Source organism: Microbacterium panaciterrae (genome assembly GCF_039541635.1).
Classification (GTDB): domain Bacteria; phylum Actinomycetota; class Actinomycetes; order Actinomycetales; family Microbacteriaceae; genus Microbacterium; species Microbacterium panaciterrae.
In genome coordinates this window covers 168,043-186,917 of the sequence record NZ_BAABGP010000014.1, presented here as the reverse complement: position 1 = coordinate 186,917, position 18,875 = coordinate 168,043, and the positions used below count along the sequence as shown (strand labels likewise).

At 70.0% G+C, this 18,875-nt stretch carries 15 protein-coding genes; 3 read left to right on the top strand and 12 right to left on the bottom strand.

All coding sequences use genetic code 11. The annotated features are described in order from the left end of the window. The first annotated feature begins 100 nt into the window (after positions 1-100). On the top strand, positions 101-781 hold the full coding sequence (locus ABD882_RS10955; protein WP_345186873.1) for a YqaJ viral recombinase family protein: 681 nt from the start codon (positions 101-103) through the stop codon (positions 779-781). Between the two features lie 12 nt (positions 782-793). Here the strand turns inward: ABD882_RS10955 and ABD882_RS10950 are convergent, their stop codons facing one another. The 7 genes from ABD882_RS10950 to ABD882_RS10920 form a co-directional block, all read right to left on the bottom strand. Beyond that, positions 794-1,315: a hypothetical protein gene (locus ABD882_RS10950; RefSeq protein WP_345186870.1), complete on the bottom strand. Its 522-nt coding sequence runs from the start codon at positions 1,313-1,315 to the stop codon at positions 794-796. Continuing rightward, on the bottom strand, positions 1,312-1,920 hold the full coding sequence (locus ABD882_RS10945; protein WP_345186869.1) for a signal peptidase I: 609 nt from the start codon (positions 1,918-1,920) through the stop codon (positions 1,312-1,314). Before ABD882_RS10945 ends, ABD882_RS10950 begins: the two co-directional genes overlap by 4 nt. Positions 1,921-1,991: 71 nt before the next feature. Further along, positions 1,992-2,636: a SipW-dependent-type signal peptide-containing protein gene (locus tag ABD882_RS10940; protein ID WP_345186867.1), complete on the bottom strand. Its 645-nt coding sequence runs from the start codon at positions 2,634-2,636 to the stop codon at positions 1,992-1,994. A gap of 23 nt (positions 2,637-2,659) precedes the next feature. Continuing rightward, a complete protein-coding gene (locus ABD882_RS10935) occupies positions 2,660-3,286 on the bottom strand; it encodes a SipW-dependent-type signal peptide-containing protein (RefSeq protein ID WP_345186866.1) in 627 nt (208 codons plus the stop codon). A 169-nt stretch (positions 3,287-3,455) separates the two neighbouring features. Next, positions 3,456-4,640 (bottom strand): SseB family protein, encoded by a 1,185-nt coding sequence (locus tag ABD882_RS10930; protein ID WP_345186865.1) that lies wholly within the window; start codon positions 4,638-4,640, stop codon positions 3,456-3,458. Between the two features lie 61 nt (positions 4,641-4,701). Then, a complete protein-coding gene (locus tag ABD882_RS10925; protein WP_345186863.1) occupies positions 4,702-7,191 on the bottom strand; it encodes an ATP-dependent helicase in 2,490 nt (829 codons plus the stop codon). A 37-nt stretch (positions 7,192-7,228) separates the two neighbouring features. Beyond that, entirely contained in the window at positions 7,229-8,230 is a 1,002-nt protein-coding gene (locus ABD882_RS10920) for a glycerophosphodiester phosphodiesterase family protein (RefSeq protein WP_345186862.1), read from the bottom strand. A gap of 87 nt (positions 8,231-8,317) precedes the next feature. Between ABD882_RS10920 and ABD882_RS10915 the strand changes: the two genes are divergently transcribed. Then, a complete protein-coding gene (locus ABD882_RS10915) occupies positions 8,318-9,244 on the top strand; it encodes a Bax inhibitor-1/YccA family protein (protein ID WP_345186860.1) in 927 nt (308 codons plus the stop codon). A 70-nt stretch (positions 9,245-9,314) separates the two neighbouring features. Here ABD882_RS10915 and ABD882_RS10910 read toward each other — a convergent pair whose 3' ends face one another. Beyond that, the gene (locus tag ABD882_RS10910; RefSeq protein ID WP_345186858.1) at positions 9,315-10,589 is read right to left on the bottom strand and encodes an RNA polymerase sigma factor; all 1,275 of its coding nucleotides are present in this window, start codon (positions 10,587-10,589) and stop codon (positions 9,315-9,317) included. A 25-nt stretch (positions 10,590-10,614) separates the two neighbouring features. Then, positions 10,615-11,040 carry a YciI family protein gene (locus tag ABD882_RS10905; RefSeq protein WP_345186856.1) on the bottom strand — a complete coding sequence of 142 codons (426 nt, stop codon included), beginning with the start codon at positions 11,038-11,040 and terminating at the stop codon, positions 10,615-10,617. Positions 11,041-11,157: 117 nt separating this feature from the next. Here ABD882_RS10905 and ABD882_RS10900 point away from each other — a divergent pair, with 117 nt between their 5' ends. Continuing rightward, on the top strand, positions 11,158-11,832 hold the full coding sequence (locus tag ABD882_RS10900; RefSeq protein ID WP_345186854.1) for a DNA alkylation repair protein: 675 nt from the start codon (positions 11,158-11,160) through the stop codon (positions 11,830-11,832). 87 nt (positions 11,833-11,919) lie between these two features. Here ABD882_RS10900 and guaA read toward each other — a convergent pair whose 3' ends face one another. The 3 genes from guaA to ABD882_RS10885 form a co-directional block, all read right to left on the bottom strand. Continuing rightward, complete coding sequence (gene guaA, locus ABD882_RS10895; protein WP_345186852.1) at positions 11,920-13,524, bottom strand: glutamine-hydrolyzing GMP synthase; 1,605 nt, start codon at positions 13,522-13,524, stop codon at positions 11,920-11,922. Then, positions 13,521-14,006 carry a DUF3817 domain-containing protein gene (locus tag ABD882_RS10890; RefSeq protein WP_345186850.1) on the bottom strand — a complete coding sequence of 162 codons (486 nt, stop codon included), beginning with the start codon at positions 14,004-14,006 and terminating at the stop codon, positions 13,521-13,523. The genes guaA and ABD882_RS10890 overlap by 4 nt, the downstream gene beginning before the upstream one ends. A gap of 107 nt (positions 14,007-14,113) precedes the next feature. Continuing rightward, positions 14,114-18,817, bottom strand: coding sequence for an ExeM/NucH family extracellular endonuclease (locus tag ABD882_RS10885; RefSeq protein WP_345186849.1), 4,704 nt, complete (start codon positions 18,815-18,817; stop codon positions 14,114-14,116). Positions 18,818-18,875: the final 58 nt, after the last annotated feature.

Here is an 18,875-nt window from a genome sequence, read left to right as displayed (position 1 = left end):
CGCGCACGGCCCGCACGGCCCGCACGGCCCGCGCGTGGCCCGCGCAACCACCGCGGCGCGCCAGGCCGTGGGCGTCGGCGCCCGGAGGTAGCCTCGAGAGGTGACCCCGGATCTCGCAGCGCGCATCGTCGCGGATTCGCGCGACCGGGTCGCGTGGTTGCGGGCACGGGCGCGCGGCATCACCGCCACCGACGTCGCGGGCCTCACCAGCGAAGGCTCGATCGCCCGAGCCGCCGATGCCAAGCTCGGCGCGGGCCCGCGGTTCGCCGGCAACGCGTACACCGACCATGGCCGCAGGCGCGAGCCCGAGATCGCGGCCTGGGTCGCCGCCACGCACGGGATCCTGCCGTCGTCCGCGCTGTTCCGCGCGGAGGTCGAATCACGGCACCTCGCGACGCCGGACGGCATCATGCAGGATCCGGCCGGGCGCGTCACGCTGGCCGAGATCAAGACGACCAACAAGTCGTGGCGCGCGATCCCGCGCACCTACCTGCGCCAGGTGTGGTGGCAGCAGCACGTGCTGGGCGCCGAGCGCACCCTGTTCGTCTGGGAGGAGCACACCGACTTCCAGCCGATCCACGACGAGCCGCACTGCGTGTGGATCGACCGCGACCAGCGCGAGATCGACGCTCTGGTCGGTCTCGCGACCCGCCTCATCGACGAGCTGTACCAGCGCACCACCGGGCGCACTCCCCCGTCGCCCACTCCGCAGGCCGCGGAGAGCCGCCGCGAGGCGCTGCGCGAGCGCGACATGTTCCGCGCCCTCGCCCTGGCCGAGTGAACCGGGCGCGCGTCAGCTGCCGTTCGTGAACGTGCAGGTGGGATTCGTCAGGATCGGCTTGGTGTAGGTGAGCGTCGACACCGTCGGCGAGACCCACCCCGCCCACGCCTTGGTGCGCACGATGGAACTGAACGTCTCGCCCAGCAGGCCGCCGAGCAGGCCCGAGAGCAGCGTCTTGGTGAAGGTCGTCGTGTAGACGCCGTTCGCGTCTGGACCGGTGGTGGGCACGGACTGCCACGCCGTGCCGGCGATCTGCCACTCCGTGTTGGCGGCGGCCGTGAACCCGGTGTACGGCGCGATCTGACCGGTCCACTTCCACGTGACAGCCATGACGGTACCGCCCAGCAGGGCACTGTGGCAGGTGGTCACGGCGGTGAGCTGCGGCGGGACGAGCCGGATCGCGGTGACCGCACTGCCTGAGGCGTACTCCGGATCGACGTAGGACGCATCGGTGAGCTGCGGTGGAGGCATGGTCGCGATCCCGAGCAGCCCCGCGATCAGGACCACCCCCGCGAGCCGGATCCGCACGGTCATGAGTCCGGATCGCCCTCGGTCGCCGCGGAGGTCGTCGCCTGCCTGCGCTCGCGCGGCCAGAACGCCCAGACCACGAGTGCGGTCGCGCCGAGCGTGAGCCCGCCCAGCACGAACGGGTTCCCGAACGCGACGATCAGCGGAGCGATGCCGGGAATCGCGAAGCGCACGATCCGCACGGTGCTGACCGGATACGGCGCAGGGTCGTCCTGCGCGTTCGCGTCGCCCCGCAGAGTGATCAGGCGCTGAGCGGCGGTGTCGCCCAGCGCCACCACGCGCACACGGTGCGTGACCGGCAGCTGCCCCGGCCGGTCCACGGTCACGACGTCGCCGACATGCACGTCACCGGCGGGGATCTGCTGCACGATAGCGACGGATCCGGCAGGGATGGTGGGCGACATGGATCCGGTGCGGAACATGATGAGCGTGATGTGCGCGGTGAGGGCGAGCACCACCAGCACGATGCAGATCAGACCGGCCAGCGCCGCGACCCACAGCAGGATCTCGCTCAGCACGCCACCCGCCGACGGCCGAGGACGGACGCCGGCACCGGCCGACTCGCGTCGCGCTCGTCGGGTCGCCGGCGCCGGGGTCGAAGTCTGGGTCATCGCCTTCTCCTGCTCACGTTCTCCTGCTCACGTTCTCCTGCTCACGTTCTCCTGCTCGCGATGCTCGGGCGTCAGCTCGAGGTCGCGGCGAACTGCCAGGTCTGCGTCAGCGGCAGTCCTTGCGCGCCGTTGCCGGTCGCCGCGGGCATCGTGATCGCGAAGCAGTAGTTCACCTGGTTGCCGCCGTTCGCCGTGAGCGTCTGCGACGTGGCCGCCGAGGTGCTCAGCACGGAACCGTCGGCCACGACGCTGACGGATCCCGCGGCGGCGTAGTCCGCAGCCGTCGCGCACTGCGCAGCCGTCACGGTCTTCACGCCGTATGTCAGGTAGTCGGCGAGCGTTCCGGCCGCGTACGTGCTCGCGGTGAGTTTGACGGTCCCCGCGACGGACGGGTTGACGGTCTTCACGCTGAACAGCGCGTAGACCGTCTTCCCCGGCGCGAGGGCGGCGGCATCCGCGGCCTGGGCGAAGACCATCGCGATCGCGGTGCCCGCCGTCGCATGGCTGGCGAAATTCGTGCCGTTGACGCTGCCGACGACATCGAACCTGCCCGCGGTGAAGGTTCCGGTCGCGAACTCGGAATCGTTCCAGCTCGCGAGCGTCATCGTCGCCCCGACGCCCAGCACGAGCCCGCCCGCGAGCACGGCCCGCACCCGCCGCAGCACGAGGCTGCGGCGGCGCGTCCGGAGCCCGCGGCGCGTCGGCACGATGATCACCGTCCCCCCTGACGCATGCGTGCTCAGTTCGACGTAGCCGTGAAGGACCAGGTGCCGGTCGCCACGCCTCCCTGGGTGAGCGACGACTTGGCGGTGGCGATGAAGCACAGCTGGGCGGCGGTTCCGGCCGTCCCCGCGGTCGCTCCCTTCGTGAGCGCGACGCTGGATCCGGCGGTGAAGGTGGTGAGATCGGCGCCCGATGCGACGAGAGTGCCCGTGGTCGCGGTGGCGTCGCAGGTCGCGCCGGCGGCGATCGAGTACACCGAGTATGAGATGTTGACCGCGTTGGCTCCGGTCGCGGTGCCCGTCGAGGCGACCAGCGTGGCATTGCTCGTCGTCGCCGAGTCGAGCCGCACCCAGAACGGCGCGTACACGACGTCGCCCGGCGTGAGGTTGCTGAACGGCGCGCTGAAGGTGAGCGCCGCGGCGGTGTCGCCCTTCGTCACATTGTGATCGCTGAATCCGGCGGTCGCCGACGTCGTCGACCCCTGCAGGTTGAACGAACCGGCAGTGAAAGTCCCGGTCGCGAATTCGGAATCATTCCATGCCGCGAGGGTGATGGCGGCGCCGACGCCGAGCACGAGGCCCCCGGCGAGCACGGCGAGGATCTTGCGACGGGTGCGGGTGGTGTCGGAAGGCGTAGTGGTCATGATCGTCCTCAGTTCAGAGCTGTTAACCTGATCCTGCATTCCGGAATATCAGTATGCAAGGAGGTTCACACGTTCTTGAGGTCGGCTTCACAGACCCTTGAGGATCCGCCTCACGGCGTCCCGACGCCCCCGGATCCCGCACCCCCGGGGAGCCCGCCCCGCCGGCGGCCTACTCGGCAGGCGCGAGGGCGATCACGGCGCCGAGGGCGTCGCGATGCACCGCGATCGCGGGCCCCGCGGCATCGACGAGGACACCCGTCATCTCCGGGTGCTGGGCGATGACAGTGCCGATCTGCTCGGCGCTGAACGGCAGCGGCTGGTCGCCGCGGCCCAGGGCGATGACCTCGAGCGGGTGGCTGAACAGCTGCAGGTAGCGCTCGCCGTCGGCGGTGTGCGCCTCGGCGACGCCGAACTGCCCGTCGCCGTCCGCGTCGCTGACCGCCACCCACATCCGCGCGGTCGTGAGCGCCTCGGCCACACGTGCCTCCGAGTCCGCCTCGCGGGGAGCTGCGAGCAGCGCCTTGATCGCGAACGACGGATCGGCTTCCTCGAGCGCCTTCTGCAGCACCTCGGAGGGGAACACCACCCGGTTCGTGCCGGAGGCGTTGTCGATGATGAGTCCGGCGAACGGTCCTTCGATCACCTGCTGGTACACGGCCTGCACCGGCTGCACCACGGCGGACGTCTCGGACGGATCCTCATCGCTCTGCTGCACCGAATCGCGCACGGCGGCCGCGGCGCTGAACGCGAGCATGAACGAGTTCTCCCCGTCGTTGACGACCGCGACCGAGAGCGGTCTGCCGGCCTGGATCTGCTCGCCGGCGTCGCCGTGCACGCGCAGGAACAGGTTGCCCTGCAGGGACTGGCGCAGCACGCCCAGCAGCTCGGCCTGGCTCGGATCCCCGCCGAGCTGAGCGAGCGCCTCGCGCAGCAGCACGTTGTCCGGCATTCCGGGGATCGATTCGGTCTGCGTGGGCGGATCCGCCGGGGCGAGCGGCAGGGGCGGCCGTCCGGACGGAAGGTCCGCGGGCGCCGGGGCCGGGGCGATGAGCGCGTCGTCCACGACCGTGTCGATCAGGTCGTGGCCGGGCGCCGGGCTCTCCGCGGGGGCGTCGACCGTCGGCCCGGCGGGCGCTCCGAGCCCGCGGAACGCCTGTACGGACACGTTCACGGCGGGGACGTCCTCCGCCGCCTTCTCCGCGAGCGCCTCAGCCGGAGACTCCGGGGCGACATCGCCCTGCGGCTTCTGCGACGGCGCTGCCTGCAACGGCACTTCCTGCGACAGGACGCCGTCGGCGGATGCCTCAGCGTCGACGGCCTCGTCCTGCTTCTGACGGCGTGAGAAAAGTCCCATCCGGCCAGCCTAACCGGGCGGAGCCGTGCCGTCGTGACGGGGAGATGAACGGGCCGCGGGATCAGATCCTCTGGATCGGCGCGATCTTCACCAGGAGCTTCTTCTGCCCCGCCGTATCGAATCGCACGTGCGCGATGCGCTTCGCACCCTCGCCCGTGATCGCCTCGACCCTGCCCTCGCCGAAGTCGTCATGGCGGATCCGGTCACCGGCGGTCAGTTCGAGATCGCCGTTGTCGCGCACCTTCGCGGTCACCCGGTTCGGGAACTTGTCCATCGCGGTGGACAGCGGTTTCAGGCCCTCCCGCCGCGGCAGCTCGCGGGCGGCGAACCGGTCGCCGGAGCCACTGGATCCGGATCCGCCGAAGCCACCCGGACGGCGCGCGTTCAGCGCACGGGACTGGGTGCCGCCGCGCGAGTTCACATCGCCCGGCGACTGCCGCCAGTCGATGAGTTCGGCGGGGATCTCCTGCAGGAACCGGCTCGGCATCGCCACCGTCACCTCGCCGAACTGGGCGCGGGTCATCGCGAGGGAGAGGTGCAGGCGCTTGCGCGCGCGGGTGATGCCCACGTAGAAGAGCCGCCGTTCCTCCTGCGGCCCGCCCGGCTCGTTCGCCGAGATCCGATGCGGGATGAGGTCTTCCTCCACGCCGGTCACGAACACGGCATCGAATTCGAGGCCCTTCGCGGTGTGCATGGTCATGAGCGACACCACGCCCGACTCGTCGTCGAGGTCGTCGGCGTCGGAGACGAGCGCGACCTCGGTGAGGAAGTCGGCGATCGTGCCCTCGGGGTTGTTCCGGGCGAAGTCGCGGGTCACCGCGATGAGCTCGTCGAGGTTCTCCAGGCGCGCCTCGTCCTGCGGGTCGCGGCTGGCGCGCAGCGCGTCCATGTAGCCGGTCTTCTGCAGCAGCAGGGTCAGCCCCTCCGCGACCGCGGTGGGCGGGGCGACCTCACCCGACGCGGGCAGCATGATCTCGGTCGCCTCGCGCAGCACCGCATCGAGCTGCGCGATGGCCGCCTGGATCTTCGGGCCGACGCCCAGCTGGCCCGGATGGGCGAGCGCGTCCCGGAAGCTCAGGCCGTGCTGCTCCGCGAAGCGGGCGATCGAGGACTCCGTGACGTCGCCGATGCCGCGCCGGGGCCGGTTCAGGATCCGTCGCACCGCCATCTCGTCGGCCGGGTTCGCGATCGCGACGAGGTAGGCCAGCGCGTCCTTGATCTCGGCGCGCTCGTAGAACTTCGTGCCGCCCATGATCTTGTACGGCACGGCGGAGCGGATGAAGATCTCCTCCAGCGCGCGGGACTGCGAGTTGGTGCGGTAGAACACGGCCATCTCGCCGTAGGGCATGCCGGCTCGGCGCAGCGCCTCGACCTCGTCGGCGACGAACTGCGCCTCGTCGTGCTGCGAGTAGCCGGTGAAGCCGACGATCGCGTGGCCCGCGCCCTTGTCGCTCCAGAGCTTCTTGTCCTTGCGGTCGAAGTTGTTGCCGATCACGGCGTTGGCCGCCGAGAGGATGTTCTGGGTCGAGCGATAGTTCTGCTCGAGCAGCACGACCTTGGCGCCGGGGAAGTCGCGCTCGAACTCGCTGATGTTGCGGATGTCGGCACCGCGGAACGCGTAGATGGACTGGTCGGAGTCGCCGACGACGGTGAGCGCGGCTCCGGGCTCGACGCCTGCCGCCTCGTGCGGGTCGGGCTCGAAGATCATCATGCCGTTCGAGGCATATGGCTCGGGCGCGTTGCCCTGAACGGGCCGGGTGAGTTCGTGGATGAGGGCGTACTGGGCCGCGTTCGTGTCCTGGTACTCGTCCACGAGGATGTGCCGGAATCGGCGGCGGTAGATGTCCGCGATCTGCGGGAACGCGCGGAACAGATACACGGTCTGCCCGATGAGATCGTCGAAGTCGAAGGCGTTCGCCTTCTGCAGCTGTCGCTGGTAGTCGGCGAACACCTCGATGAAGACCCGCTCGGCCGGATCCGACATGTTGGCCTGCCGGGCGTAGGACTCGGCATCCTGCAGCTCGTTCTTGAGCTTCGAGATCCGCGACTGCATCGCGGCCGGGGTGAACCCGAACGCGTCGGCCTCGTGGTCTTTGACAAGTCGCTTGATGAGCGCGCGGGAGTCGCCGGAGTCGTAGATCGTGAACGACTTCGTGAATCCGAACTGCTCGGCCTCTCGGCGCAGGATCCGCACGCAGGCGGAGTGGAAGGTCGAGATCCACATGCCGCGTGCGGAGTCGCCGACCAGCTGCACGACGCGCTCGCGCATCTCCCCCGCGGCCTTGTTCGTGAAGGTGATCGCGAGGATCTGGCTGGGCCACGCCTCCCGCTGACGCAGCAGCAGGGCGATCCGCCGGGTGAGCACGCTGGTCTTTCCCGATCCCGCCCCGGCGACGATGAGCAGCGCCTGCCCGCGATAGGTGACGGCGTCGAGCTGCTGCGGGTTGAGCCCCGCGAGCAGGTCGTCGGCGGCAGCACCGGAGGTCGCTCCGTGCACCCCTCCGAAGGAGGATCCGGGCGGGAGGATGACGGGTGACGGGGCTTCGCTCATGACCCTTCGAGTCTAGGTCCGGCGTCCGACATCGGCTTCAGCGGCGGAAGGCGTCCACACCGAGATCCGGATGGTCCACGAACACCCCGTCCACGCCGGACGCGCCGATCCGAGCCCACTCCGCCCGGTAGTCACCGAAGGCGGCTGGTTCCCCCGGCACCCGGAATCGCTCGTCCAGGAACGCGTTCTCAGGGCGGCAGGTCCAGGTGAACACGACGAGCCCGCGCTCGTGCGCCCGGGCGACGAGCGCGGCGCCATCCCCCTCGAGCAGAAGCAGCTTGTCTACGCTGATGCCGTCCACGACACCGGTCAGATCGTCCAGGCCCCGCGGGGTGAGCGCTTCTGCGTAGGTGCGCGCGGCGGCGCCGTCGCGGGCGACGAGGTCGGCCGGCGCCCCCTCGGCCTCGAGCAGATACACATAGTGCGCCACGACGCCGCGGGCGCGCAGCTCGGCGAGCACCGTCTGCTCGAACGACTCGATCCACAGGGGATGCTCCCCTGAGGCCCACCCGGCCGCACGCAGGTCGCGCTCCACGAGCGCGGCGAGATCATGCCCGATCCCGGCGAAGTACGTCGCGTGCTTGATCTCCAGGACCACGCCGATCTCGCGGTCGTGGATCGCTGATCCTTCGGCGACCAGGGCCAGCAGATCCGTCAGCCGCAGGATCGGCTCGGTGCCGTCGTGGGCGGCCGATTCCGGCCGGATCGCCGGGATCCGCTCCCGGCAGCGCAGGGTGCGAAGCTCTGCCCAGGTGAAGTCCTCGGTGAACCAGCCCATGAGGTCTTCGCCGTCGATCCGCTTCGTCGTGCGCCGGTCCGCGAACTCCGGATGATCGGCGACGTCGGTGGTGCCGGAGATCTCGTTCTCGTGCCGGATGACCAGCACGCCGTCACTCGTGGCGACCACATCCGGTTCGACGGCGTCCACGCCCATCGCGAAGGCGACGCGGTACGCCGAGGCCGTGTGCTCGGGCCGATACCCGGGAGCGCCGCGATGGCCGATGATCAGAGGGGTGCCGAGTGGGTTCCGCCGGGTCACGCTCTCAGCGTACGGCAGTGCCGCACGGACGATCGGCCGCTATCCTCGAAGAAAGAAGACCACCACTTCTGAGGAGTGAGGCCGACCATGAGCAACTTCGCGTTCAACAACCCGGCGTTCAAGCAGCAGGATCCGCGCGCCGTCGCGACCTATCCCGGAGGCCCGCAGGCGGGCGCCCAGAGCGGGCAGTACGCGCCCCCGCCGCCCGCCGGGCAGTTCGCCGGCGCCCAGCAGGCCGCCGTCAACGCCCACCTCGAGGGCATGTACACCGCGCCGTCGGCCGGCTCCCTCGAGACCAACCGGATGACCGTCGAGGACACCGTGTGGAAGACCGCCGGCCTGTTCGGCATCCTCCTCGTGTTCGCCGTGATCGGCTGGTTCTTCACTCTCGGCGGTGTGAGCGCCGTCGGCGCCCGCAGCGTCAGCATGCTGCCCTGGGTCGTCGGTGCCCTCGGTGGCTTCGTCCTCGCGATGATCGTGAGCTTCACCTCCCGCAAGAAGGTGCGCCCGGCGCTCATCTTCGCGTACGCGGCGTTCGAGGGGCTGTTCATCGGCGGCATCTCGGCCTTCTTCGAGGTGCTGTGGCCCGGCATCGTCATGCAGGCCACGCTGGCCACGGCCGCCGTCGTCGCCGTCACCCTGGCGCTGTTCGCCAGCGGCAAGGTGCGCGCCTCCGCGAAGATGACCAAGATCGTGATGATCGCGATGCTCGGCTATCTGGTGTTCTCACTGCTGAACGTCGGCCTGATGCTCTTCAACGTGCTGCCGCAGAACCAGATGTTCGGTCTGTACAGCGCGAAGGTCGCCGGCATCCCGCTCGGCCTCATCATCGGCGTACTCGTCGTGTTCCTCGCCGCGTACTCGCTGGTGATGGACTTCGACCAGATCCAGCAGGGCGTGCGCAACGGCGCCCCGCGCGTGTACGGCTGGCTCGGCGGCTTCGGCATCATGGTCACCGTCGTCTGGCTGTACGTCGAGATCCTGCGCATGATCGCGATCGCCCGCAGCAACTAGCCACGGCTCGGAATCGACGAAGGCCGCTCTCCCTGGGAGGGCGGCCTTCGTCGTTCTCCCAGCGATCCGCTCAGCCGCGCGCCTTCTGCTCCAGCAGGGCGCGTTCACGGTCGTTGCCGGCGAGGGCGGCGGCGGTCACGAACTCCGAGCGCGCCTCCTCGCTGCGGCCGAGGCGCAGCAGCAGCTCGCCGCGGGTCGCCGGCAGCAGGTGATACCCGCGCAGCGATCCGTCCGCCACCAGCGCGTCGATGATCCGCAGCGCCGACGCGGGCCCGGTCGCCATCGCGACGGCCGCGGCGCGGTTCAGTTCCACCACGGGTGAGGGCGCGATCCGTCCCAGCGCCTCGTACAACAGCACGATCCGGTCCCAGTCGGTCTCCTCGACCGAGCCGGCCACCGCGTGGCACTCGGCGATCGCGGCCTGCAGCGCATAGGCACCGCGCCCGCGGCCGAACGAATCGGCGCGCGCCAGCGCCGCCCTGCCACGCGCGATCCTGCCCCGATCCCACAATCCGCGATCCTGATCCGCCAGGAGGATCGGATCCCCGTTCGCGTCGGTCCGCGCAGGGAACCGCGCGGCGGTGAGCTCCAGGAGCGCGAGTAGCGCGTGCACGTCCGGCTCCTGCGGCACGAGCGCCGCCAGCACCCTGGCCAGCCGGATCGCCTCCCGGCCGAGGTCGGGTCGCAGAAGGTCCTCCCCCGCCGTCGCGGCGTGCGCCTCGTTGAACACCAGGTACAGCACGCTCAGCACCCCGCCGAGGCGCTGCGCGAACTCCTCGCGCGGCGGCACCTCGAACGGCGCCTTCGCCGCAGCGAGCGTCTTCTTAGCCCGCACGATGCGCTGCTGCACGGTCGCCGTCGGCACCAGGAAGGCACGGGCGATCTGCTCGCTGGACAGCCCGCCGACGACCCGCAGCGTGAGCGCCACCCTGGCCTCCCGGGAGAGCACGGGATGGCAGGCGATGAAGACGAGCCGCAGCACGTCGTCATCGATCGCGTCCGGATCCCACGGCTCGGCGTCGAGCGAGGCATCCTGCTCGCGCTGCGCGTCGTGCGCGATCCCGGCGAGACGTTCGTCGTAGCGCTCCCGGCGGCGCCATCCGTCGATCGCGCGGCGCTTGCCGACCGCGGTCAGCCAGGCGGCGGGGTTGGCCGGCACGCCGTCCCGGGGCCAGTGCGAGAGAGCCTCCAGGAGCGCGTCCTGGGCCAGATCCTCCGCAAGGCCGAAGTCTCCCGTGTACCGGGTGAGGGTCGCGACGATCTTCGCCGATTCGATGCGCCAGACCGCGGCGACGGTGCGCTCCGCCGAGGAGCCCGCCGTCGCCGCGGTGCCGGATCCGGTCATGGCCGCCGCCCTGGAATCCTCGCGCTCACTCGGCGGATCGCGCGTCCGCCTGCTCGCGCCACTCGGCCTGCTTCTCGACCCACTCGTTGTCCGCCGGGAAATCCGCCAGCTCCGTGACACGACGCACCTCGAGATACGAACCGGGGCCGAGCGGCGCCCGCTTGGCCCACTCCGCCGCTTCCTCGCGCGTGGACGCCTCGATGATCCAGAAGCCGTTGAACAGCTCCTTGGTCTCCCCGTAGGGGCCGTCGGTGACGAGCGGGGCCTCGGCGGAGAAGTCGACCACGAAGCCTTCGGCTGCATCGGTCAGACCCTCACCGGAGAGCAGGACACCCGCCTTGAGCATCGATTCGTTGTACCGCCCCATCGCCTCGATGACCTGCTCGAACGGCATCTCCTTGTACGCCTCCACGCCCTGGTCGTCCGCGCGCATGATCAGCATGAACTTCATGATCTCGTCTCCTCATTCTGGGGTCGTGTCTCGACCCTCTCACTCCAGACGTCGAACGAGAAGACGCCGGATCGACACCCGCTCGAAGATTCTCCGGAACATTTCTAGACTCGCGATGTGGAATCCTCAGCAGCGCTCGCCGGACAGATCCGCTCGATGCTGCGGGAAGCCGCGGATCCCGCTCTCGCGCCCGGGCAGCAGGCGTACATGAAATCGGCTCTGCCGTTCCTGGGCGTGCGGGTTCCGGAGGTGCGGCGTCTCGCGCGCGAGGCCGCCTGGGGCATCTCGGACGCGGACGAGCTGCGCGCCGCGGCGCTGCCGCTGTGGCGGGAGGCATCGCACCGCGAGGAACGCTACGCGGCACAGGCGCTGACGGCGTTGCGGCCGCTGCGCGGGCGGCTCGACCTGCTCGACGTGCACGAGGAGATGATCCGTACCGGGGCGTGGTGGGATCACGTCGACGAGGTGGCGCACCGCCTCGCCGACCTGCTGGACGCGCATCCCGCGGAGCTGGCCGTGGAGCTGCGGGTGTGGGCGAACGACGAGGACTTCTGGATCCGCCGCGCGGCGATCATCGCGCAGCTCGGGCGCCGCGACCGCGTGGACCGGGCACTGCTCGTCGACGCGATCGAGCCGAACATCGCCGACCCGGAGTTCTTCGTCCGCAAGGCGATCGGCTGGGCGCTGCGCGACTTCGCCCGGACGGATCCGGACTGGGTGCGCGCATTCGTCGACGCGCACCCGGGTCTGTCGCCGCTGAGCCGCCGCGAGGCGCTCAAGCACCTCGGCTGACTCAGCCGCTCTCGACGATGTTCGCCTGACGCCAGATGCCCCTCACCGATATGGCAAGGGGCATCTGGCGTCAGGCGAGCGACTGCGTCACTCCCACTCGATGGTGGCCGGCGGCTTCGACGTCACGTCGAGCATCACGCGGTTGACCTCGCGCACCTCGTTCGTGATGCGGTTCGAGATCTTGGCCAGCACGTCGTACGGCACGCGGGTCCAGTCCGCGGTCATCGCGTCCTCGCTCGAGACCGGACGCAGCACGATCGGGTGACCGTAGGTGCGGCCGTCGCCCTGCACACCCACCGAGCGCACGTCGGCGAGCAGCACCACCGGGCACTGCCAGATCGTCTGATCCAGCCCCGCCGCGGAGAGCTCCTCGCGAGCGATCGCGTCCGCGTCGCGGAGGATGTCCAGCCGCTCCCGGGTGACCTCGCCGATGATCCGGATGCCGAGGCCCGGACCGGGGAACGGCTGGCGACCCACGATCGCCTCGGGGATGCCCAGCTCGCGGCCGATCGCACGCACCTCGTCCTTGAACAGGGTGCGCAGCGGCTCGATCAGGTCGAAGTCGAGATCGTCGGGGAGCCCGCCGACGTTGTGGTGCGACTTGATGTTCGCGGTGCCCGCTCCGCCGCCGGACTCGACCACGTCGGGGTACAGCGTGCCCTGCACCAGGAACTTGACCTTCTCGCCCGACGCCTTCGCCTCTTCGACGAGGTCGCGCTGCACCTGCTCGAACGCGCGGATGAACTCGCGGCCGATGATCTTGCGCTTGGTCTCCGGATCCGTCACGCCGGCCAGGTGACCGAGGAACGTGTCGGCCGCGTCGACGGTGATGAGACGCACGCCGGTGGAGGCGACGTAGTCGCGCTCGACCTGCTCCCGCTCGCCCTTGCGCAGCAGGCCGTGGTCGACGAAGACCGCGGTCAGCTGATCGCCGATCGCCTTGTGCACGAGCGCGGTCGAGACGGCCGAGTCGACGCCGCCCGACATCGCGGAGATCACACGGGCGTCGCCGACCTGGGCGCGGATCCGCTCCACCTGCTCGGCGATGACATTGCCGCTGTTCCAGTCGGCGGAAAGGCCCGCACCCTTGTGCAGGAAGTTCTCGATGATCTCCTGGCCGTGGTCGGAGTGCTTCACCTCGGGGTGCCACTGCACGCCGTAGAGCTTGCGCTCCTCGCTCGCGAAGGCCGCCACCTGGGTGGATCCGGTCGAGGCGAGCACCTCGAAGCCCTCAGGGGCGCGCGAGACCTGGTCGCCGTGGCTCATCCACACGTTCTGCTCGGCGGGCTGGCCCGACAGCAGCGTGGAGTCGTTGGCGGGGATCGTCGCATCGGTCGCGCCGTATTCACGGAGGCCCGTGTTCGCGACCTCACCGCCGAGCGTGCGCGCCATGTACTGGAAGCCGTAGCAGATCCCCAGGGTCGGGACTCCGAGGTCGAACACCGCGGGATCCAGCTGCGGGGCGTCCTCCTCGTACACGGAGGACGGGCCGCCGGAGAGGATCAGCGCGACGGGGTTCTTGGCCGCGATCTCGGCCGCCGTCACGGTGTGCGGCACGATCTCGCTGTACACGCCGGCCTCACGCACGCGGCGGGCGATCAGCTGCGCGTACTGCGCGCCGAAGTCGACGACGAGGGCGGGACGCTGCTCGGTGTCGGGGCGGGGGTCGGCTGCGGGAGCAGTGTCGGTCAACGGGCACCTTCCGTGGCGGGAGTGGTCGAGGTCGGGTCGAGGTCGGCGGCTTCACGCTTCACGAGGTAGGCCTTCACCTCGCGGGCGACGCGGGTCTCCATGATGAAGGAGAGGAACGGCACGACGCCGCCGAGGGCGAGCAGGATGAAGCGCGGGAACGGCCAGCGCATCAGGCTCCACACCCGGAAGCAGGCGAACAGGTACACGACGTAGAACCAGCCGTGCGCGACGAGAATCCCCATCGACAGGTTCAGCCCGTCGCCGGTGGATTCCAGGCCGCCCTTCAGCCCCTCCACGACGGGGGCGAACGACAGGAAGCCGCCGGATCCGCCCGCGAAGAGCTCGAGGTGGATCGGGGTGTACTTGAGGACCATCTCGGTGCACAGCAGCAGGAGCATGACACCGGTGATCACTGAGGCGATCTGGTAGAACTTCAGCGCCCCGCGGATGGCCGGGAAGCTCACGGCTTTCGGTTCGGGCATGCCTCCAGTCTAATCGCCGGATCTGTGCGCCTTTCCCGTGTACGACGGAGGCCGCCGGATCCGAGACGAGCTCGGGATCCGACGGCCTCCGTGCCGTGCGGGGACGATCAGCCGAAGATGCCCTTCAGCAGATCCGACACCCCGCCGAGGATCGAGCCGATCACGTCACCGCTGTGGCCGTTGCCACGGCTCACGTGCACGGTCGCGGTGACCTCGTTCCCGTCGGCCTGGGTGACCGCGAGGGTGTACTTGTCGGGCTGCGCGTCCTTCGGCACCACCGGCGCCGCGGCGAACGATCCGTCGGCGGCGACCTTCGCGGTGCCGAGCGCGACGACCACGCCCTTCTTGCCGCGCAGCTCGAGCGTCACGGTCGCACCCTGCGTGAAGTGCGCGCCGCGGACGGCGAGCGCCGTCCCCGCCTGCACCTTGCCGTCGCCGCCGACCAGGATCGTGCCCTGGAACGGACCGGTCTGGCCGGCCACCGTGATCGGCAGGTCCACCGCGGTGCCCGTGCCGGCCACCGCGACGTGCAGCGACTGCGCGCCGTTCACGCCCTGCGGGATCGCGAACGTCAGCGTGGCGGTGCCGGCCTCGTCGAAGGCGTCGACCTTGACGGTCGCGTCCACGGCCGAGGTGGCCAGGGCCGTGCCGCCGAGTGAGACGGTGACATCACCGGGCGCCTTCTCCCCCGCGCTGAACGCGAGCGAGCTGAGCGTCAGGGTGACACTCTCCCCCGGTGTGTAGCCGGCCGCGTCGGCGGGCGCGGTGAGCGCGGCGCCGATCGCACGCTGTGCCAGATCCGGCGTCGCGGTCTTGTTGGCCGCGAACCAGTCCACCATCGACTGCAGATCGACCTTGCCGGTGTCCTTCTTGCCCGTGCCCTTGGCGAAGGTGAGGAAGCTGTCCCCACCGGCCGCGAGGAACGAGTTCGCCGCGACCGTGTAGCTCGCGGACAGATCGACCGCCGTGCCGTTGAGCGTCATCCCCGTGATGTGCGAGCCCTGGGGCGCCGCAGGATCGTAGGTGTAGACGAGCTCCTTCGAGACGCCGAGCTTCAGGAACGGACGAGCCGAACCCGCCGGCTGCCACTGCTCCTCGAGCACGCTCTTCAGCTGCGCTCCGGTGAGCTGCAGCGTCATCAGCGTGTTGGCGAACGGCTGCACCGTCGCCGCCTCCCGGTAGGTGACGTTCCCGTCGGGGTCGGACGCACCGGAGGAGGCGTACGTCAGGTTGGCCCGCAGACCGCCCGGGTTCATCAGGGCGAGGTCCGCACCGGTCGACCACTTCTGCACGTCGGCCACGAAGTTGCCCAGGGGGGACTCGCCACCGCGGTTCTCCGTCTTGCCGTCGCTCTGGCGTGCCCGGTTGAAGTCGCCGGTGATGGATCCGAGTGCGACCGCACCCAGCTGATCGGCCTGCTTCTTGGCGGCGTCGACGATCGCCTGCACGGCCGGGTCCGCCGGATACTGCGGCACCTTGTTGACGACGAGCGGCTTGATCTCGTTTGTGATCGAGAGCAGCTTCTTGCTCGCGGGGTCCACCTTGATGTCCATCAGACCCAGGTTCTCGCCGTACTGACCCGCCGAGACCACCGGTCGCCCGTCGATCACGTGGTTGTACGCGAGGTGGGTGTGCGCGGACACGATCGCGTTGACGTCCTTGGTGACGCCGTTCACGATCTCGCCGAGACGCGAGGCGGGCGTGATGCTGGCCACGTCGGCCGTGGTCGCCCCCTCGTGCACGAGCAGGATGATCACGTCGGCCTCGCCGTTGGACTCATCGCCGTCCTTGAGGTCCGTCGCGACCTTGTTCACCGAGTCGGCGATGCTGCGGACCTCGAGGCCCTTCATGCCGTCCGGGGAGACGAGGGTCGGCAGATCCTCGGTGACCGCTCCGATGAAGCCCACCTTGATGCCCTGCACGTCCTTCACCCAGGCCGGGGTGAGCGCGGGCTCACCGGTCTCGGTGACGAACACGTTGGAGCTCAGGTAGGTCCAGTCCGCGCGCTTCTGCACACGGTCGCGGAGGTCGGCGTAGCCCTGGTCGAACTCGTGGTTGCCCGCCGCGCTCACATCGAGACCGGCTGCGTTCAGCGCGTCGATCGTCGGGGTGTCCTGCTGGATGAAGGACGTGAACGTGGAGGCGCCGATGAGGTCGCCCGCGGCCGCGAAGATCGTGTTCGGATTCTGCGCCCGGATCTGCTCGACGGCGCCGGCCAGAACCGCGGCTCCGGCGGCGGCGCCGTCGGCCTCGATGCGGCCGTGGAAGTCGTTGATCGTCACGACGTTGATGTCGACCGGATCCGCCGTCCCGTTCAGGCCCACCAGGATCGGGTCGTGGTCGCTGGCGCGGTACGGCGTGCCGGCCTCGGTGGAGGCGAAGGCGTAGCCGCGGTCGCTCCACTCGGGCGAGTTGATGCTCCACACGCCCGCACCGGTGATCGCCTTCGCCGCGGACGGCGACGCGATCACGTGGTCGAGGGATCCGAGCTCACCGTCGAAGGAGTAGGTGTGCTGACCCGCCGCGTACGTCGGCTCGACGTCGGTCCACCCGGCCTGGGCGAACACGTCGATCGGGTCCTCCTTGCCGTAGGCGTTGAAGTCGCCGACGAGGAAGACGTCGCCGCTGCCGGAGCTCTTCTGCACCTGCTGCGCGAACGCGAGTTCGGACTGCGCCTGCTTCACGCGGTCGGCGTTGAAGAAGCCCTGACCGTCGGCCGGCTCGGCGCCGGCGCCGGTGGGCGGGGACTTCGACTTCAGGTGCGTCGTGATGACGGACAGCACACGGCCGCCGGGGGTCTGGAACGTCTGCGCGATCGGCTCGCGGGCGTTGCCCCACACGGTCTCGTCGATGACGGTCGACGCGTCGCCCTTGAGGGTGACGGATGCCTTCTTGTAGACGATCGCGGTGGTGATCGCGTCGGTGATCGCCGGGTTGTTCAGCGCCTGCGGTGTGCGCACGTAGTCCCACACATCACCGCCGGCGGCGTCGTTGAGCGCACCGACGAGGTTCTGCAGCGGAGCGTCCAGCGCGAGACCGAACTTCGGTCCGTTCTCGACCTCCATCAGGCCGACGACGTCGGCGCCGAGGCCGTTGATCGCGGCGACCGTCTTGGAGCGCTGGATCTGGAACTGCTCGGCCGTCTTCGCACCGCGCGCGTTCGCGTCCTGGCTCGACAGCGTCGTGAAGAAGTTGTAGACGTTGAACGACGCCACCTTCACGTCGCCGCCGACCGTCGGCGGGGTCACCGGACGGGGGTTCTCGGTGCCGTAGGTCGGCTTGTGCGAGGCGTCGCTGGTGCTGTCGATCGGCACGACCGGCTGCAGACGCCAGTCGCCGAAGCCGTACTGCAGGACCACGCCCTCGGCCGGGAAGTTCACGGTGTCGCCGTTGCGGACGACGGTGTCCTTCGTGAAGTACGGCTGGTCGCCGATGTGCAGCTTGTTGTTGATCTGCAGCGACCATCCGTCATCGAGCAGGATCCGCTTCGCGCGGTTCTGCGCGGTGATCGCGTCGGCGTCCGGACCCGGACGGGAGAGCTCGGTCGCCTTCACGTTGAGCTCGCCGGCGTTCAGCCACAGCGTGCCGTAGTTGTACAGCTGGTGGCTGGAGGCGATCTTGTAGCTGCCGGCCGGTGCGACGAGCATGTTCTCGTACGCCTCGCGATCCGCGCCGAGCACGGAGTCGGGCAGCGCGATCGGCGTCGGAACGCCCACGTTCGCCGTGACGACCGAGACGTCCGCGGCCGCGGCCGGCGAGATCTGGGTCTGACCGCTGAACTCGGAGACCGTGCCGGTGACCGAGACGAGGTCGCCGATCTCGCCTGCGGGCGCGAGCGCGTTCAGGTAGACGAAGATGCCGTCCGAGGCGCCCGCGGTCTTGACGTCGCCGCCGGTGCCCTGCGTCTGGATGACGATGCCCTTGTAGCCGCCGGTGCGGTAGTCAGCGGTGACGACGCCCTCGACGGTGACGATCTGGCCGACATGCGGCGAGACGTCCGTGGTGCCCTGCACCTCGGCGATGCTCATCGCTGTGCCCGTGCCGGTGCCGGGGTCGGTGCCGGGATCCGTTCCCGGGTCGGTGCCGGTGCCGGCGTCCTTCGTGTTCATCGGCGAGATGGTCGCGGAGAGCGCGAAGTCGGCGCCGTTGGCGTCGGAATCCTTGCCGTCCGCGCGGTTCAGCGACTTCACGTCGGTGTTGCCGGCGGGGGCCGCCGCGACCGATCCCTCGAAGGTGTTCGAGGTGCCGTAGCCGAGCAGGTCGATCACGTCGGGGCTGACCGCGTCGCCGGCGACGGATCCGGTCGGCAGCGCGATCGCCGCCGTGCCCTTCACGAGGGCGAGGGTGCCGGCGCTGCCGCTCGGGTTCAGGCCGCTGGTCACATCGGGGGCGGGCAGTGCGGCGCCGTTGGTGCCGTTGCTGCCGCCCTGCACGAGGTAGTAGCCGTGCGCGGGGATGGCTCCGGTGAGGGCCACGACGCCCGAGGAGTTCCCGGTGCCGGTCGCGGAGCGGTACTGGATCGACGTGCCGTCGAGCGAGATCTCCGCGCCGGTCGGGTTGTAGAGCTCGACGAACTTGTTCGTGAACGCGGCGCCGGCGCTGCCGCCGGACAGATAGGCCTCATTGATCACCACCCCCGTTCCGGAGGGGTTGGCGAAAGCCGGCACGGCGACAAGGGAGCCGAAGCTCACGGTGGTCACCGTGGTCACGGCGAGCGCGCACAGGCGCGCTCGTGCGACGCTGCGGCGAGCGGATGCGGAGCGATGCACGACGGGAACGGCGCGGTTCTCGTCATCGGGGACGGACGTCATCGGAGCTGTCTCCTCGGGAGGGGGGGGGGACGGCGAGCCCTCGTGGGTCCGCCGTGCC

Excerpts from the sequence above, each read along its gene's own strand:
- ABD882_RS10925 (WP_345186863.1), bottom strand. The coding sequence starts at position 7,191 with ATGAGCGAAGCCCCGTCACCCGTCATCCTCCCGCCCGGATCCTCCTTC.
- ABD882_RS10905 (WP_345186856.1), bottom strand. The coding sequence starts at position 11,040 with ATGAAGTTCATGCTGATCATGCGCGCGGACGACCAGGGCGTGGAGGCG.
- ABD882_RS10935 (WP_345186866.1), bottom strand. The coding sequence starts at position 3,286 with ATGACCACTACGCCTTCCGACACCACCCGCACCCGTCGCAAGATCCTC.
- ABD882_RS10915 (WP_345186860.1), top strand. The coding sequence starts at position 8,318 with ATGAGCAACTTCGCGTTCAACAACCCGGCGTTCAAGCAGCAGGATCCG.
- ABD882_RS10890 (WP_345186850.1), bottom strand. The coding sequence starts at position 14,006 with ATGCCCGAACCGAAAGCCGTGAGCTTCCCGGCCATCCGCGGGGCGCTG.
- ABD882_RS10930 (WP_345186865.1), bottom strand. The coding sequence starts at position 4,640 with ATGGGACTTTTCTCACGCCGTCAGAAGCAGGACGAGGCCGTCGACGCT.
- ABD882_RS10910 (WP_345186858.1), bottom strand. The coding sequence starts at position 10,589 with ATGACCGGATCCGGCACCGCGGCGACGGCGGGCTCCTCGGCGGAGCGC.
- ABD882_RS10950 (WP_345186870.1), bottom strand. The coding sequence starts at position 1,315 with ATGACCGTGCGGATCCGGCTCGCGGGGGTGGTCCTGATCGCGGGGCTG.
- ABD882_RS10945 (WP_345186869.1), bottom strand. The coding sequence starts at position 1,920 with ATGACCCAGACTTCGACCCCGGCGCCGGCGACCCGACGAGCGCGACGC.
- ABD882_RS10885 (WP_345186849.1), bottom strand. The coding sequence starts at position 18,817 with ATGACGTCCGTCCCCGATGACGAGAACCGCGCCGTTCCCGTCGTGCAT.